At 69.3% G+C, this 14,515-nt stretch carries 12 protein-coding genes; 8 read left to right on the forward strand and 4 right to left on the reverse strand.

Going from position 1 to position 14,515, the window contains the following annotated elements:
• The 7 genes from IT540_RS17900 to IT540_RS17930 form a co-directional block, all read left to right on the forward strand.
• On the forward strand, positions 1 to 666 hold a 666-nt coding region (locus tag IT540_RS17900), incomplete at its 5' end, for a PDZ domain-containing protein (protein ID WP_291180974.1).
• A 130-nt stretch (positions 667 to 796) separates the two neighbouring features.
• Positions 797 to 1,477, forward strand: a complete 681-nt coding sequence (locus IT540_RS17905) for a response regulator transcription factor (protein ID WP_291180976.1) — start codon at positions 797 to 799, stop codon at positions 1,475 to 1,477.
• Positions 1,461 to 2,894 carry an ATP-binding protein gene (locus tag IT540_RS17910; protein ID WP_291180978.1) on the forward strand — a complete coding sequence of 478 codons (1,434 nt, stop codon included), beginning with the start codon at positions 1,461 to 1,463 and terminating at the stop codon, positions 2,892 to 2,894. The genes IT540_RS17905 and IT540_RS17910 overlap by 17 nt, the downstream gene beginning before the upstream one ends.
• A gap of 134 nt (positions 2,895 to 3,028) precedes the next feature.
• Positions 3,029 to 5,980, forward strand: coding sequence for a bifunctional [glutamine synthetase] adenylyltransferase/[glutamine synthetase]-adenylyl-L-tyrosine phosphorylase (locus IT540_RS17915; protein ID WP_291180980.1), 2,952 nt, complete (start codon positions 3,029 to 3,031; stop codon positions 5,978 to 5,980).
• Positions 5,981 to 6,111: 131 nt separating this feature from the next.
• Positions 6,112 to 6,717, forward strand: a complete 606-nt coding sequence (locus IT540_RS17920; protein ID WP_291180982.1) for a sigma-70 family RNA polymerase sigma factor — start codon at positions 6,112 to 6,114, stop codon at positions 6,715 to 6,717.
• A 24-nt stretch (positions 6,718 to 6,741) separates the two neighbouring features.
• On the forward strand, positions 6,742 to 7,254 hold the full coding sequence (locus IT540_RS17925; protein ID WP_291180984.1) for a hypothetical protein: 513 nt from the start codon (positions 6,742 to 6,744) through the stop codon (positions 7,252 to 7,254).
• Positions 7,251 to 7,793: a periplasmic heavy metal sensor gene (locus IT540_RS17930; RefSeq protein ID WP_291180985.1), complete on the forward strand. Its 543-nt coding sequence runs from the start codon at positions 7,251 to 7,253 to the stop codon at positions 7,791 to 7,793. Before IT540_RS17925 ends, IT540_RS17930 begins: the two co-directional genes overlap by 4 nt.
• Before the next feature lie 124 nt (positions 7,794 to 7,917).
• Here the strand turns inward: IT540_RS17930 and IT540_RS17935 are convergent, their stop codons facing one another.
• The 4 genes from IT540_RS17935 to IT540_RS17950 form a co-directional block, all read right to left on the reverse strand.
• Complete coding sequence (locus IT540_RS17935; RefSeq protein ID WP_291180986.1) at positions 7,918 to 9,081, reverse strand: HAMP domain-containing sensor histidine kinase; 1,164 nt, start codon at positions 9,079 to 9,081, stop codon at positions 7,918 to 7,920.
• A 142-nt stretch (positions 9,082 to 9,223) separates the two neighbouring features.
• Positions 9,224 to 11,878 carry an aminopeptidase N gene (pepN, locus tag IT540_RS17940; RefSeq protein ID WP_291180988.1) on the reverse strand — a complete coding sequence of 885 codons (2,655 nt, stop codon included), beginning with the start codon at positions 11,876 to 11,878 and terminating at the stop codon, positions 9,224 to 9,226.
• Between the two features lie 133 nt (positions 11,879 to 12,011).
• Positions 12,012 to 12,617 (reverse strand): ABC transporter substrate-binding protein, encoded by a 606-nt coding sequence (locus tag IT540_RS17945; RefSeq protein ID WP_291180989.1) that lies wholly within the window; start codon positions 12,615 to 12,617, stop codon positions 12,012 to 12,014.
• A gap of 103 nt (positions 12,618 to 12,720) precedes the next feature.
• Positions 12,721 to 13,296, reverse strand: coding sequence for a hypothetical protein (locus tag IT540_RS17950; protein WP_291180991.1), 576 nt, complete (start codon positions 13,294 to 13,296; stop codon positions 12,721 to 12,723).
• 233 nt (positions 13,297 to 13,529) lie between these two features.
• On the opposite strand from IT540_RS17950, the gene IT540_RS17955 reads away from it, so the two are divergent.
• On the forward strand, positions 13,530 to 14,515 hold a 986-nt coding region (locus tag IT540_RS17955), incomplete at its 3' end, for a metalloregulator ArsR/SmtB family transcription factor (protein ID WP_291180993.1).

A 14,515-nucleotide genomic window follows, 5' to 3' on the forward strand; every position in this document is an offset into this window, starting at 1 on the left:
ATCGACGTCATCGAGCAGTTGAAGAAGAGCGGCACCGTGAGCCGCGGCTGGCTCGGCGTGAAGATCCAGAACGTCGATGAGGACACGGCGTCCGCCATCGGCCTCGCCGAGGCCAAGGGCGCGCTCGTGAGCGAGGTCACGCCGGGCGGCCCGGCCTCCTCTTCCGGCCTCAAGGTGCAGGATGCGATCGTCCAGGTGAACGGCGACAAGATCTCCGACAGCCGCGATCTGGCGCGCAAGATCGCCGACTATGCGCCCGACACCACGGTCGACGTGAAGGTGTGGCGCGGCAACAAGGAAGAGGTCGTCAAGGTCAAGCTTGGCAAGTTCCCGGGCTCGACCGAGGAGATCGCCAAGCTCGAGCAGGGCAAGTCCGCCGATCCGACCACGACCGCGCTCGAGCAGCTCGGCCTGACGCTCGCCCCGACCAAGGGCGGAGACGAGGGTGTGGCCGTGACCGAGGTCGATCCCGACTCGGACGCCGCCGAGAAGGGCATCAAGGCCGGCGACATCATCCTCGAGGTCGGCGGGGCCACGGTGGCGGGTCCGACCGACGTCGCCGACGGGGTCCAGAAGGCGAAGGATCTCGGCCGCAAGGCGGTGATGCTCTACATCAAGTCGGCGGACCAGCGGCGCATCGTGCCGATCCAGCTCAAGAAGGGCTGAGGGCCGGTTCCCGGCCGACGTTAAGGAAAAAGAGGGGCGGCGCGGCTCTTGAGGAGCCGGGCCGCCCCGATGTATCTCAGCTCATGCCTTCCTCCGGCAAAGGAGGGAATCTTCGCAAGCGAGGCGATCGATGCGCGTCCTGGTGATCGAAGACGACCGCGAGACGGCGCACTTTCTGCAGAAGTCGCTGAAGGAGAGCGGCCATTCCGCCGACGTTGCGGGCGACGGCGAGACCGGCCTCGCCATGGCCCAGACCGACGCCTACGACATCCTGATCGTCGACCGCATGCTGCCGAAGCTCGACGGCCTCTCGGTGGTGAAGACGCTGCGCAACGAGGGCGACCGCACACCCGTGCTCATCCTCTCCGCGCTGGGCGACGTCGACGACCGCGTGAAGGGCCTGCGCGCCGGCGGCGACGACTACCTGACCAAGCCCTACGCCTACACCGAGCTCTTGGCGCGCATCGAGGCGCTGGGGCGCCGCGCCATCCCGGAGGAGCAGGAGACGCGCTACGCCGTGGGCGACCTCGTGCTCGACCGCCTGTCCCACCGCGTGACGCGCGCCGGCGAGCCGATCCAGCTCCAGCCGCGCGAGTACCGCCTGCTCGAGTACCTGATGAAGAACGCCGGGCAGGTGGTGACGCGCACCATGCTGCTCGAGAACGTATGGGACTATCACTTCGACCCGCAGACCAACGTCATCGACGTGCACGTCTCGCGCCTGCGCTCGAAGATCGACAAGGGCTTCGACAGGCCGCTCCTCCACACCGTGCGCGGCGCCGGATACATGGTCCGTGACGGCGCTCTCTGACTTCGTCGTGCGCACCATGGCGACGCAGGCGTTCCGCCTCGCGGCGGCGAGCGCGACCGCGTTCCTCCTCGTGTCTGCCCTGATCGTCGGCCTGCTGTTCTGGCAGACCAACATGCTGCTGACCGACCACGTGGTGGAGGAGCTGCGCGGGGAGGCGGCGGAGCTTGCGCACGAGGCCGCCACCGCCACGCCCGAGGCGTTCGCCGAGCGCATCCGTGTCAGGAGCCGCGTCGCCGGCACGAGCCTCTACTACCTGCAGGACGCCGGCGGCCAGAAGCTCGCCGGAAATCTGCACGCGCTTCCCCGCGAGGTCGCCGAGAGCGCGACCGGCGGCGTCTTCCGCTACGCGCGCGAAGGCGATGCGCCCGGCAGCGATCGCCTGGGCGTCGCCGTGCCGGTTGCGATCGGCGGTGGCCAGCGCCTCGTCGTCGGCCGCGACGTCGAGGAGCAGCTCGCGCTCGCTGCCCGCATCAAGCGCACGTTCCTGTGGGGCTTCGGCATCCTTGCGCTCGCCGCCGTGATCGCGGGCCTCGCCGTGGGACGCGCCGTGCTCGGCCGCATCGAGGTGATCAACGCCACCACGCGCTCGATCATGGCCGGCGATCTCTCGCGCCGCGTGCCGGTGACGGCCCGCGGCGACGAGCTGGACGAGCTGTCGGCTAGCCTGAACGGCATGCTGGACCGCATCGAGCAGCTCATGAACGGCCTGCGCGAGGTGTCCGACAACATCGCCCACGACTTGAAGATGCCGCTCAACCGCTTGCGCAACAGCGCCGAGGCGGCACTGCGCGACCCGCGCGGCGCCGAGGGCTACCGCGAGGGACTCGAGGCCGCCATCGAGAAGGCGGACGACCTCATCAAGACCTTCAACGCGCTGCTGCTGATCGCCCGCCTCGAGGCGGGCGTGGTGGAGGAGAGCGCCGAGGTGTTCGATCTCGGCCGTCTCGTGCGCGACGTCGCAGAGCTTTACGAGCCCGTGGCGGAGGAGGCGGGGCTGACGCTCGCCATCGAGGCGGGCGACGGCATTCAGATACGCGCCAACCGCCAGCTCGTGGGCCAGGCCGTCGCCAACCTGGCCGACAACGCCATCAAGTATTCCGCCGAGTGTGCCGTGGCACGCCGCAGCGTGCCGAGCGGAGCCGCCGTCTCGGTGAAGGTCAGGGCGCGGTCCGGCGTGGCCGAGATCTCGGTGGCCGACCGCGGCCCCGGCATCGCCGCCGAGGACCGCGACCGGGCGCTGCGTCGCTTCGTGCGCCTGGAAAAGAGCCGCACGCAGCCGGGCACCGGTCTCGGCTTGAGCCTCGTCGCGGCCGTCGCGCGACTGCACAACGGCAGCGTGCGCCTCGAGGACAACGCCCCCGGTCTCCGCGTCGTGGTCACGCTCCCCCTCGCGCCCGACACCCGGTCCACCTCCTAGAGGAGCCCCTTCGTCTCCCCTACGGGGGAGGAAAGTGGGGTGCGCTCGTCCAACTCCCGCGCTTGCTCTCGCGGGAATGAATGAATAGACGGTCCCAACGGGCCGCGACGGCTCGGACGAGACGGAGCAACGGCATGGCAGGTGAGATCGCGGCGGACGGCACGCTGCTCGAGCGCATCGACACGTCGAAGCGCCTGCCGCAGGACCCGCAGGACGGCGCGAGCCTCGATCCCATCCTCGAGGACTGGCGCCGCGAGGGCGCGCTTGCCGGGCTGGTCGCGCTCGCCGGGAAAGCCCCGGTGCGCGGTCTGCTGGCCGGCATCGTCGCCGGCTCGCCCTATCTCAAGACCGAGATCACGCGCGATCCGCGGCGCTTCGAGCGCCTCCTGCGTACGGCTCCCGAGCGCCGCTTCGCGGATCTGACCGGGACGCTCGCGGCGAAGCTCGCGGAGGTCGATACGTTTGCCGACGCCATGGCGGCGCTGCGCATCTACAAGTCCGAGGTGGCACTGCTGACCGCGCTCGCCGACCTCGCCGGCGTGTGGAGCGTGGACGACGTCACGCGTACGCTGTCCGACACCGCCGACGCGGCGCTAAAGGGCGCCGTCCGCTTTCTCTTGCGCCAGGCCGTGGCCAAAGGCGACTGGCTCTCCGAGCCCGGCGACGACCGCCCCGATCTCTCCTCGGGCTACATGGTCCTCGGCGTCGGCAAGTACGGCGCCTTCGAGCTCAACTATTCGAGCGACATCGACCTCATCGTCTTCTACGAGCTGGCGCGCGCGCGGCTGAAGCCCGGCCTCGAGCCGCCGACGTTCTTCGTGCGGCTCACGCGCGACCTCGTTCGCCTGATCGACGAGCGCACCGCTGCCGGCTACGTCTTCCGCACCGACCTGCGCCTGCGCCCCGATGCCGGCGCCACCCAGATCGCGCTCTCGACGGATGCCGCCGCGCTCTACTACGAGAGCTTCGGTCAGAACTGGGAGCGTGCGGCTCTGATCAAGGCGCGCGCGGTCGCGGGCGACATCGAGGCGGGGGAGGCGTTCCTCGCCGAGCTGGCACCCTTCATCTGGCGCCGCAACCTCGACTTCGCGGCCATCGCCGATATCCACGCCATGAAGCGGCAGATCCACGCCTTCCGCGGTTTCGGTGGCATCGGCGTCGCCGGCCACAACATCAAGCTCGGCGCCGGCGGCATCCGCGAGATCGAGTTCTTCGTGCAGACGCAGCAGCTCATTGCCGGCGGCCGCGAGCGCAACCTGCGCGCACGCCGCACGCTGGCGGCCCTCGGCGTGCTCGTCGCCTACGGCTGGCTCGAGAAGGCCGCTGCCGACGAGCTGGCCGACGCCTATCTCTATCTGCGCTGGATCGAGCACCGCCTGCAGATGGTGGCCGACGAGCAGACCCAGGAGCTGCCCAAGGACGGGGCGCGCCTCGAAAGCTTCGCGCGCTTTGCCGGCTATAAGGACCTGGCCGCGTTCTCGACCGACATCCTGGATGTGCTGACGCGCGTGCAGGGTCATTATGCGCGCCTGTTCGAGGATGCCCCGGAGCTGACAACGGAAGGCCAGAACCTCGTGTTCGCCGGCGAGACCGATGACCCGGACACGGTGGCTGCACTCGCCCGCATGGGCTACGCGCGCCCGAGCGACGTGCTGGCCGCCGTCCGCGGCTGGCACCACGGCCGCTATCCCTCCGTCCGCTCGGCCCGTGCGCGCGAGCTTCTGACCGAGGTCCAGCCGGTTCTCGTGAAAGCGTTCGCCGACACCGCCGATCCCGATCGCGCCATCGCCACCTTCGACAGCTTCCTCGCCGAGCTGCCGGCCGGCGTGCAGCTCTTCTCCCTGCTCAAGGCCAACCCGGCGCTGATGCGGCTCCTGACCGACATCATGGGCACAGCGCCCCGGCTTGCTCGCATCCTCTCGCGCCGCCGCCGACTGCTCGACGCAGTCATCGACCCGCGCACGTTCGCGGCCCCGCCCTCATCCACGGAGCTGAGCGAGGTGATCGGCGCCGAGCTCGCCGGCGCCACCGACGCCCAGGACGTGCTCGACCGCGCGCGTGTCGTGGGCAGCGAGCAGGCGTTCCTGATCGGCGTCAAGGTGCTCTCCGGCGCCGTCAACGCCGGCGAGGCGGGCGAGGCCTACGCGCTGCTCGCCGAGAAGCTGATCGCCGCGCTGGCCGACGACGTGGAGAAGGAGCTCGAGCGCGCCCACGGCCGCCTGCCCGGCGGCGGCGCCGTCGTCCTCGCCATGGGCAAGCTCGGCGGCCGCGAGATGACGGCGGCCTCCGATCTCGACCTCATCGTCGTCTACGATTTCGACAAGGCCGCCGTGCAGTCGGACGGCGCGCGGCCGCTCGCCCCCAGCCAGTACTACGCCCGCTACACGCAGCGCCTGATCTCGCATCTCTCGGCGCCCACCGCCGAGGGCGCGCTCTACGAGGTCGACATGCGCCTGCGCCCGTCGGGCCAGAAAGGCCCCGTCGCCGCCCAGCTCTCGACCTTCCGCGAGTACCAGGCCAAGGAGGCCTGGACCTGGGAGCACATGGCCCTGACGCGCGCCCGCGTGGTCTCGGGGCCGGCGGAGCTGCGCCGCAAGGTCGAGGAGGCCATCCGCGACACGCTCGTGCGCCCGCGCGATCCCGCCGCCATCGCTCGCGACGTGCTGGACATGCGCGCCCGCATCGCCGCCGAGAAGGGCACCGAGGACATCTGGGACCTGAAGCAGGTGCGCGGCGGGCTGGTGGATCTGGAGTTCATCGCCCAGCACCTGCAACTCGTCCACGCCGCGCGCCATCCCGAGGTGCTGGATCAGAATACGCTGGCCGCCTACCGCAAGCTCGCGGCGGCGGGCCTCCTGCCGGCCGCCAATGCCGACCAGCTCAAGCGCGCCACGCGCCTGATCCACAACCTTACGCAGATCATAAGGCTTTGTATTGAGGGGTCTTTTGACCACGCCACGGCACCGAGCGGCCTCAAGGCGCTGCTGGCGCGGGCCGGCGACGCCCCGGATTTCACCGCCCTCGAGCGGCATCTGCGCGAGACCCTGGCCGGCGTCGAGGTACAGTTCGGACGGTTAATCAAGTAGACTGCGACGGATTCCAATGGGTACGTCCGTTCTCGCCGATGAGAACATCTGCGGAGCAGAGAGCTGTGACGCTGCCCAGCGGACGCTTGCGACGTGACGGAGTGATGGTGGGGTCGGGACCGAGCGGACCGATGGGGACGACGCCGGGAGCCAACGTGCGGACAGGGCCGTGGCCGGATGCTCCGGAGGACCGCGTGCTGCTGGCGCGCGTCGCCCGGCAGGACGCCCAGGCGTTTCGCATCCTCGTCGATCGCCATCTCGGCTCCATCGTGACGCTTGCCCGTCGCATGCTGCGGGACGAGGCGGAGGCGGACGACGTCGCGCAGGAGGCTTTGTTGCGGCTGTGGCGAGCTGCCGAGACGCTCGAACTCGGGCCGCAGGGGCTCAGGCCCTGGCTGCGCCGGGTGACCTCGAACCTCTGCCTCGACCGCATCCGGTCGACGCGGCGCACGGTGGTGACCGACGAGGTCCCCGAGCAGGCTGAGCCGCCGAGCCAGGCCGTGGGGCTCGAGGAGCAGGATTTGGCCCGCCGCGTGGGCGAGGCGATGAATGCGCTGCCCGAGCGGCAGCGCCGCGCTCTGACGCTCTTCCACCACGAGGGCCTGAGCCAGGCCGAGGTGGGTGAGATTTTGGGCGTGTCGGACGAGGCCGTGGAGAGCCTGCTGGCCCGCGCCAGGCGCGCTCTGCGCGCGAGCCTGGAGAAGGATTGGAAGAGCTTGCTGCAAAGCGAGACATGACGTTGCAAAGCCGGGACGACGAGAATGACTGGGAAGAGCATGAATGAAGGAGCGGGTCTCGAGGCCCTCGAGGAGGTCCTCGAGCGCTTCGGGAGCGACCGCACGCGCTGGCCGGCGCCGGTACGCAGGACCTTTGCTGGCCTGCTTGCCCAGGACGCGGCGGCCAAGGCGCGCCTGCGCGAGGCGGAGGCGCTCGACCGGCTGCTCGACCTTGCGCCGGAGCCGGAGCTCGACACCCGCGCGCTCGCCGACCGCATTGTTGCGGCTGCCATGGCCGAGACCCCGGCGGTGGCGCCGCCCAAGGCGCGCGTTGCCTGGGCGATCTTCGACCGCCGCACGGCGGCCGAGGGGCAGTGGCCGGCGGCGGCGCTGCTCGCGGCCTCGCTCGTGCTCGGCACCGTGTTCGGCATGGCCGGCACCTTCGACGCGGCGATGGCGCCGCTGGTTGCCGAGGCCTCCTATGAGACCGACATCGACCCCGCCCAGCTCGCCTTCGACAGCGACGCCATCAGCATGTTCGAGGAGGATCTGCTGTGAGCGAGACCACTGAGCCAGGCCCGGCGCGGCCGGCGGGCACATCGCGGCGCGTGAAGTATGCGCTGATCGCGTCGCTCGCCCTCAATCTTCTGGTGCTTGGCATCGTGGCCGGCAGCATGCTGGGCTTCGGCAAGCATCATCCGCGCTTCGGTGGCCATCCGCGCGGCGAGGACTTCGGCCTCATGGGGCTGACGCGCACGCTGCCCGAGGAGCGGCGCAAGGAGATCCGCAAGCAGTTGCGGGACGACCGGGTCAAGCTGCGCCCGCTGGTCGAGGACATCCGCACGGAGCGCCGCGAGGCGGCCGACAAGCTCGACGCCGAACCGTTCGACCGCGCCGCGCTCGAAAGCGCCATCTCCGCCGTGACTGGTAAGGAGCAGGCCATGCGCCAGGAGGCGGTCAGCATCTTCCTCGGCCACGTGGAGCGCCTGAGCGCCGACGAGCGGCGCACGTTGGCGGAGTGGTGGCGCAAGAAGAGCCAGCCCCTTCCTGAGCGCAAATCCAAGAAGGACGAGACCGCCGACGCCCCGGCGAACTGAGGCCGGGCCTCTGCCGTGTGACGCGCCCTTCACCGCTTCTCACGGGGGAGAAGTCGGCCGCGCCAGCGGCCGGGTGAGAGGCGCAGCACTTATTTTCTGAATCGGGAAACACTCGAGGCGCGGTCTACGCGCAGGCCACCTGGCAGAAGTGGGTCGCCGGCTGGTGGTGGACGGGCTTCGTCTCGGGCAGCGGCTCGAAGAAGTCGCATTGGGCAACGCAGCGCAAGACGGTCACTGCGCGCCAAGTCGAGTGCGGATCGTCCACCTCGATCAACGACGCGCCGTTGAGCTCGAGCAGTGCGCGGGCGAGGCAGATCGGCAGCGACGCCTGGCCCACGCTCGGCGCGCCCGGTTGGCCGCGCAGATACACCTCGACCTGCACCAGATCGCCGTCGACGGTCGCCACCACGCCGACGGTGCCGCGGGCATCCGCGCGCCGCACAGCCTCGGCGAGAAGGTTGATGAGGATCTGCCGCATCGGGCGCCGCTCGACCAGCACCTCGATATCCTCCGGGACATGCAGGTCGAGGCTCAGGCCGTGGCTGCTGCTCGGCCCGGCATGGAACGCCCACGCCTCCTCCACCATCATCCTGAGATCGACGCCGGTGGCGACCGCCGCCGCCGGGTCGTGGTCGAGCAGGCAGGTGATCGCCAGCGTGTCCTCGGCCGACTTCAGGAGGTCGCGGCCGCAGTCGCCGATATGGCGCACGTACTCCCGATAGCGCGGGTGGCCGACCGGTCCCAGCAACTCGGACTGCATGACATCGGAGAATCCGATCACGGCGTTGAGGGGCGTGCGCAACTCGTGGCTGACGCGCGCCATGAGGTCACCCCAGGGATGCGCGCGCGCCTGCGCCGAGCGGCCGAGGCGGGCGGCGGCGCGGGCGAGCACGGTGAGCTGGGCGGCGTCCTGGCTGAGCGCGATCCGTTCCCCCATGAAGGGCAGCGGGGAGGGCAAGGCCCCGCTGCCCACCTGCGGCGGGGAGAGATCGGAAACGGGTTTCGCCTCGGCCGGCCTAGCCGAGGAGACAGGTGCGAGCCGCGGCACGGCGAGTGCCACCAGCGAGACGACGAGCCCGCTGGCAAGGGCCGCGAGCGACGGCAGCGAGATCGGATGGAAGAGCGTGAAAGCCAGCGCCGAGCTGTGAACGGCGACCGCCCCCTGCAGCAGGCGGACGGCTCCGGGGCCGTCCAGAAGCGGCAGGAAAGCCGCCCCGTCACGGGCCGGACCAGCGTCCTTCTCGAGCGCAGACTCCTCCCTTGGACAGGCCGACAGGGTCCCAGCCATCCTGCATCTCCGTTCGATTTTTTGAGTGTTGCGCGTGACGAGAATTTCACCGGTACGCCGGCGATTCGCACCTTTACTTCACCGATTCGAGTCGCGCCTGTCGAGGGAGATTAAATGAGCCCAATCAGAGTTTTCTGGGGTGTCACTTATCTAGCATCTTGGTCACGATCTCGAACACGTCACGCGAGAGGTCCGGGGTCTTGGCGATCCCCTGCAACACGCGCTTCGCGGCCCCCCGCCGCTCGGGCTCGAGGGCATGCCAGATGCGGAAAGCGCCCAACATCCGGGCCGCGATCGAGGGGTTGAAGCGGTCGATGGCCAGCACCTGCTTGGCCACGAAGGCGTAGCCGGCGCTGTCCGGCCGGTGGAACTGCACCGGGTTCTGCATGGCGAAGGTGCCGATCAGCGCCCGGACCTTGTTCGGCGCCGTGAGGCTGAAGAGGGAATGGCGGGTGAGCGCCTTGATCTGTGCCAGCGCCGGCCGGAGCGGCGACTGCGCCTGAGCGGCGAACCAGGTGTCAATGACGAGGTGGTCATCCTTCCAGCGGTCGAAGAAACGCGCGAGCGCCTTCTCGCGCACGGCGCCTGCGCCGGCCGCAATGAGCATCAGGCCGTGCGCCTCGTCCGTCATGTTGCCGGCCTTGAAGAAGTGATCCGCAAGGCGCGCTTCGTCCGCGGCCGTGCCGCGCGCCGTGAGCAGCGTCAGCGCGGCGTTGCGCAATGCGCGCCGTCCCGCGCTCTGCGCATCCGGAGAGAAGGCGCCGTCGGCGCGCATCTCTTCGTAGACGGCCTTGAGTTCGTCGCCGAGCACCGAGCCTGCGAGCTTGGCGAGCTGCCGGTGCGCGCGGAAGATGAGGCCCGGATCCACGTTGCGCCCGATCGTGCGCGCGATGTCTGATTGGCTCGGCAGCTTGAGCAGCTCGGCGCGGTAGGCGGGCTCGAGGTCGCCGTGCGCAATCGCTGCGCCGAGCACCTTCACGAAGCCGGTCGCGCGTTGGGTTGCGCGCTCGCCCTTGCGCAGGCTCTTCACCATGTCGACCAGCGTGCGCGTGGCGTAGGTGTTGGCCGCCTGCCAGCGGTTGAAGAGATCCTGATCGTGCGCCATCAGGAACTCGAGGTCGCGGTCGGAAAGATTGAGCGTGAGGTTCACGGGCGCCGAGAACCCGCGCAGGATCGACGGCACCGGCGGCGAGGGGACGTCCGCGAAGCGGAACGTCTGCGTGCGCTTGGTGACGTGCAGCACGCCGTCGGCGATGGCTTCGCCGGTCTCGCGCTTGAGCGGGATCTCCTGCCCGTTGCCGCCGATGAGTCCGACCCTGACCGGGATGTGCAGCGGCTTCTTCTTGCTCTCACCGGGCGTCGGCGGCAGCACCTGCTCGATTTTGAGCTGGGCCTCCTTCTTCGTCCTGTCGTAGGCGAGCGCGCAGACGAGCTCCGGCGTGCCCGCCTGCGAGTACCAGAGCTTGAAGTGGGAGAGGTCGCGCCCCGAGGCATCCTCGAAGCAGCGGAGGAAGTCCTCGATGGTCGCCGCCTGCCCGTCGTGGCGCTCGAAATAAAGATCCATACCGCGGCGGAAATCATGGTCGCCGAGGATGGTCTCGATCATGCGCACGAGCTCGGCGCCCTTCTCGTAGACTGTCGCCGTGTAGAAGTTGTTGATCTCGATGTAGCTCTCGGGGCGCACGGGATGCGCGAGCGGGCCGGCGTCCTCGGTGAACTGCGTGGCGCGCAGGAGCCGCACGTCGACGATACGCTGCACGGTGCGCGCCCGCTCGTCGGCCGAGAACTCCTGGTCGCGGTAGACCGTGAGCCCTTCCTTGAGGCAGAGCTGGAACCAGTCGCGGCAGGTGATGCGATTGCCGGTCCAGTTGTGGAAATACTCGTGCGCCACCACGCTCTCGATGGATTCGAAGTTGCTGTCGGTCGCCGTGTCGGGCGAGGCGAGGATCAGCCGGTCGTTGAAGATGTTGAGGCCCTTGTTCTCCATCGCGCCCATGTTGAAGTCGGACACGGCGACGATGTTGAACACGTCGAGGTCGTACTCGCGCCCGAAGCGCTTTTCGTCCCACCGCATGGAGCGGCGGAGCGCGTCCATGGCCCATTCGGCGCGCGCCTCCTTGCCGTGTTCGACGTAGATCTTGAGATCGACCTTGCGCCCCGAGGCCGTCGTGAACGTCGAGGCGATGGGGCTCAAGTCGCCGCCCACCAGTGCGAACAGGTAGCAGGGCTTGGGGTGCGGATCGTGCCAGACGGCGAAATGGCGGCCCTTGGGAAGCCGCCCGCGTGCCTTGGGATTGCCGTTGGCGAGCAGCACCGGCACCGTCGCCGCGTCCGCCTCGATGCGGCAGGTATAGGTTGAGAGCACGTCCGGGCGGTCGGGGAAGAAGGTGATGCGCCGGAATCCTTCCGCCTCGCACTGCGTGCAGAACACGCCGCGCGACCGGTAGAGCCCCTGCAGCGCCTTGTTGGCCTCGGGGTTGACGATGGTCACGAGCTCGAGCGTGAAGGGGCGCGCCGGGACCTTGGCGATCGCGAGCGACGTCTCGTCGAGGCTGTAGTCGCTCGCCGCCAGCGGCTTGCCGTCGATGGCGATCTGGGCGAGCTCGAGCTGCTCGCCGTCGAGCGCGAGCCTGCGTCCCGCCGCCGCGCCGGCCGCCGGGTTGCGCCGTATCTTGAGCTGCGCACGCACCTCGGTCCGCTCGGGATCGAGCGCGAAGTCGAGGTCAACATGGTCGACGAGGAAGGCGGGCGGCCGATAGTCCTTGAGCCGGCGGGGACGGGGGGTGTCGGGCTTCATGACGTCTCCGGATAGGCACGGGAACCGCGTGCGCCACGGGGGCGCGGGGCACCGTGCGGGCGGACATCGCGGCCGGCGTACCGGCCAAGGGCGGTGTGCGCCGATGCCGGATCGGATGGTGCGGTCGTGCGCCTCAGCGATTGAGTGCGATCACGAGCGTACGCGGATTGCCGCCGTTCTCCGAGATGTAGTTCTGGAACAGGGTATTGAGGAACGTCGTCATCTCGAAGCCGATGACCTCCGCCTCGCGCACCTTAAACACGCCCCCCCGCCGCACGAGGCGCCAGCGCACGTCGTAGGTCTCGCCGCTGCGGAGCGTGACGCGGCTGTCGACGTAGATGCCGCTCGCGGTCTCCTGCGTCTGGCCGACCATGATCGCCTTGGCCACCGGATACTTCGGCCCTTCCTTGGCGGCGTAGCGGGCGATGAAGTTGATCATGCCGGCGTAGTAGGCCGGGCGGTCCGACTTGGCGAGGCTCTGCGCATAGGAGCCGAGCGCGTTAATGGCGATGGTCGGCACGTCGGCGTGGCTGCGCAACACGGTCGCGTAGTCGTTCTCGGATCCGGAGCGCTGTGCCGCGATAAGCTGGTTCGCGACGCGCTGCATGAAGCCTGCCGGCGTTTCGGCAAGCGCCGCGCCGGAGCCCGCCATGAGAACGAGGAATGACAGTGAAAGAGCCGCTGCTTTGAGCGCGAGGCCCGCTCCCCCCTGGGACAGGCGCTGGCAAACCATGGTCATCAAGTTCTGCTCCGCAAATCCGGTCGCGGCCCGCTCCCCCCTAGGGAAATTGACCGCGCTCCCTCATTCAGCATGCGCGCGCGCCTTAGTCAAAGGCTCAGGATTAGAGCCCGGCGGCCGCCGGCTGAGGCTCTGAAAGACGAGAATAGCCGTGCACGGGCATAAGGCTAGCGGCCTCCCGGGACGGAATTTCGGCAAGCGCGAAAAGTCGCGCCGCGGTCTCCACGGCGTCCCTTGAGATCTGGGGCGCGGATTGCAGCACAACCGATCGCGAGCCCCTGGGGTGCACCAGGATCAGCTCTTGGCGGACGCCCGAAAGCGACGTGCGCACCCGGTGCGACAGGCCCGCGTAGTGGGCGAGCGGCTCGGTCCATGAGGAGGCAGCGAACAGTCCGACGGCGTCCGATCGCACCAGCGCCCCGTCGATGGTGACGCGCCGCCGCGCGAGGCTGCGGCAGAGATGCGCCAGCGGCCAGCCGAAAATCCAGATCAGAAGGGCGAGCCCGGCCAGGAGCTGGACGCCGATCAGCGGCCGCCCGGCCAGGATGGCGCGTGCCGCGGGATCGGACGCAAGCTGGCTGAAAACCAGCCAAAACGGCGTCAGCAGGGCCACCAGCACGGGGATGAGCACGGCCAGCAGAACGAAGCGTCCGCGGCTTTCGGCGGCTTGTTCGAGCACGAGCGGAAACGGGTTTGGCCGAGCAGTGGAGGAAGACGCTGACTGAGACGAAAGAGAACCGACGAACGTGCCGTGCATGTGATCCCGCCCCCCAGGATTCGATTCGAGCGCCGATGTTTAGTCATTTATGCTTTCCGCGGGGTTACCAGCGCGGGGAGCAGAGGTCGGCGGTCACGCGCCGCTTGACATATAAACATATCTTTATATCTTGTCCGGACAAGGTGGATGCAGCCATGTCCGGAACGCTCGATACCCACGACCTCGTGCTGGCCCTCAAGGCCGCGGCCGAAAGCACGCGCCTCAGGATCCTGGTGCTGCTCGCGGCCGGCGAGCTCAACGTCAAGGACCTGACCCAGATCCTGGGCCAGAGCCAGCCGCGCATCAGCCGGCACCTGAAGCTCCTGGCCGAGGCCGGTCTGATCGAGCGCTTCCGCGAGGGAAGCTGGGTCTACTTCCACGTCTCGGACCGCTCCGAAGGTGGCAGGCTCGTACGCCGCATCCTGGAGACGGTCGACCGGCGGGATCCTGTCCTCACGCGCGACGCCGCCCGTGCGGAGGCGCTGAAGCACGAGCGCGAGGCCGCGGCCCAGGCCTACTTCCGCCAGCACGCGGCCGATTGGGACCGTATCCGCGCGCTCTACGTCTCCGAGACCGCGGTGGAATCCGCCATCGCCACGGCGCTGGCCGGCCCGCCGTTCAAGCTCCTGGTCGACCTCGGCACCGGCACCGGCCGCATGCTCGAGGTGCTGGCCGGCCGCTACGCGCGCGGGCTCGGCCTCGACGTCAACCAGTCGATGCTGGCCTACGCCGGCTCGAAGCTGAAGACGTCGGGTCTCGCCCATGCCGAGGTCCGCCACGGCGACATCTACAACGTGGCGCTGCCCGACGGCGTCGCCGACGGGGTGGTGATCCATCAGGTGCTGCACTATCTCTCGGAGCCGGCCCACGCCATCCGCGAGGCCGCGCGCATCCTGGCCCCCGGCGGGCGGCTCCTGATCGTGGACTTCGCGCCCCACGAGATCGAGAGCCTGCGCGACGAGCACGCCCACGAGCGCCTCGGCTTCGAGCCGGACCAGGTGACGGCCTGGCTGAACGAGGCGGGTCTTTCCGGCATCGAGGTGCAGAGCCTCGCGCCCGAGAAGCACGACGACCGTCAGCAGCTCACCGTCTCGCTGTGGCTCGCCCGCAAGCCCGAGGCCGCAGACGCGCAGAAACAACC

Source organism: Hyphomicrobium sp. (assembly GCF_020852195.1).
Lineage (GTDB): Bacteria > Pseudomonadota > Alphaproteobacteria > Rhizobiales > Hyphomicrobiaceae > Hyphomicrobium_C.

What these genes read in the sequence shown, in the direction of transcription:
- IT540_RS17905 (WP_291180976.1), top strand. Translation starts at nt 797, where the DNA reads ATGCGCGTCCTGGTGATCGAAGACGACCGCGAGACGGCGCACTTTCTG.
- IT540_RS17915 (WP_291180980.1), top strand. Translation starts at nt 3,029, where the DNA reads ATGGCAGGTGAGATCGCGGCGGACGGCACGCTGCTCGAGCGCATCGAC.
- IT540_RS17920 (WP_291180982.1), top strand. Translation starts at nt 6,112, where the DNA reads ATGGGGACGACGCCGGGAGCCAACGTGCGGACAGGGCCGTGGCCGGAT.
- IT540_RS17925 (WP_291180984.1), top strand. Translation starts at nt 6,742, where the DNA reads ATGACTGGGAAGAGCATGAATGAAGGAGCGGGTCTCGAGGCCCTCGAG.
- IT540_RS17935 (WP_291180986.1), bottom strand. Translation starts at nt 9,081, where the DNA reads ATGGCTGGGACCCTGTCGGCCTGTCCAAGGGAGGAGTCTGCGCTCGAG.
- pepN (WP_291180988.1), bottom strand. Translation starts at nt 11,878, where the DNA reads ATGAAGCCCGACACCCCCCGTCCCCGCCGGCTCAAGGACTATCGGCCG.
- IT540_RS17945 (WP_291180989.1), bottom strand. Translation starts at nt 12,617, where the DNA reads ATGACCATGGTTTGCCAGCGCCTGTCCCAGGGGGGAGCGGGCCTCGCG.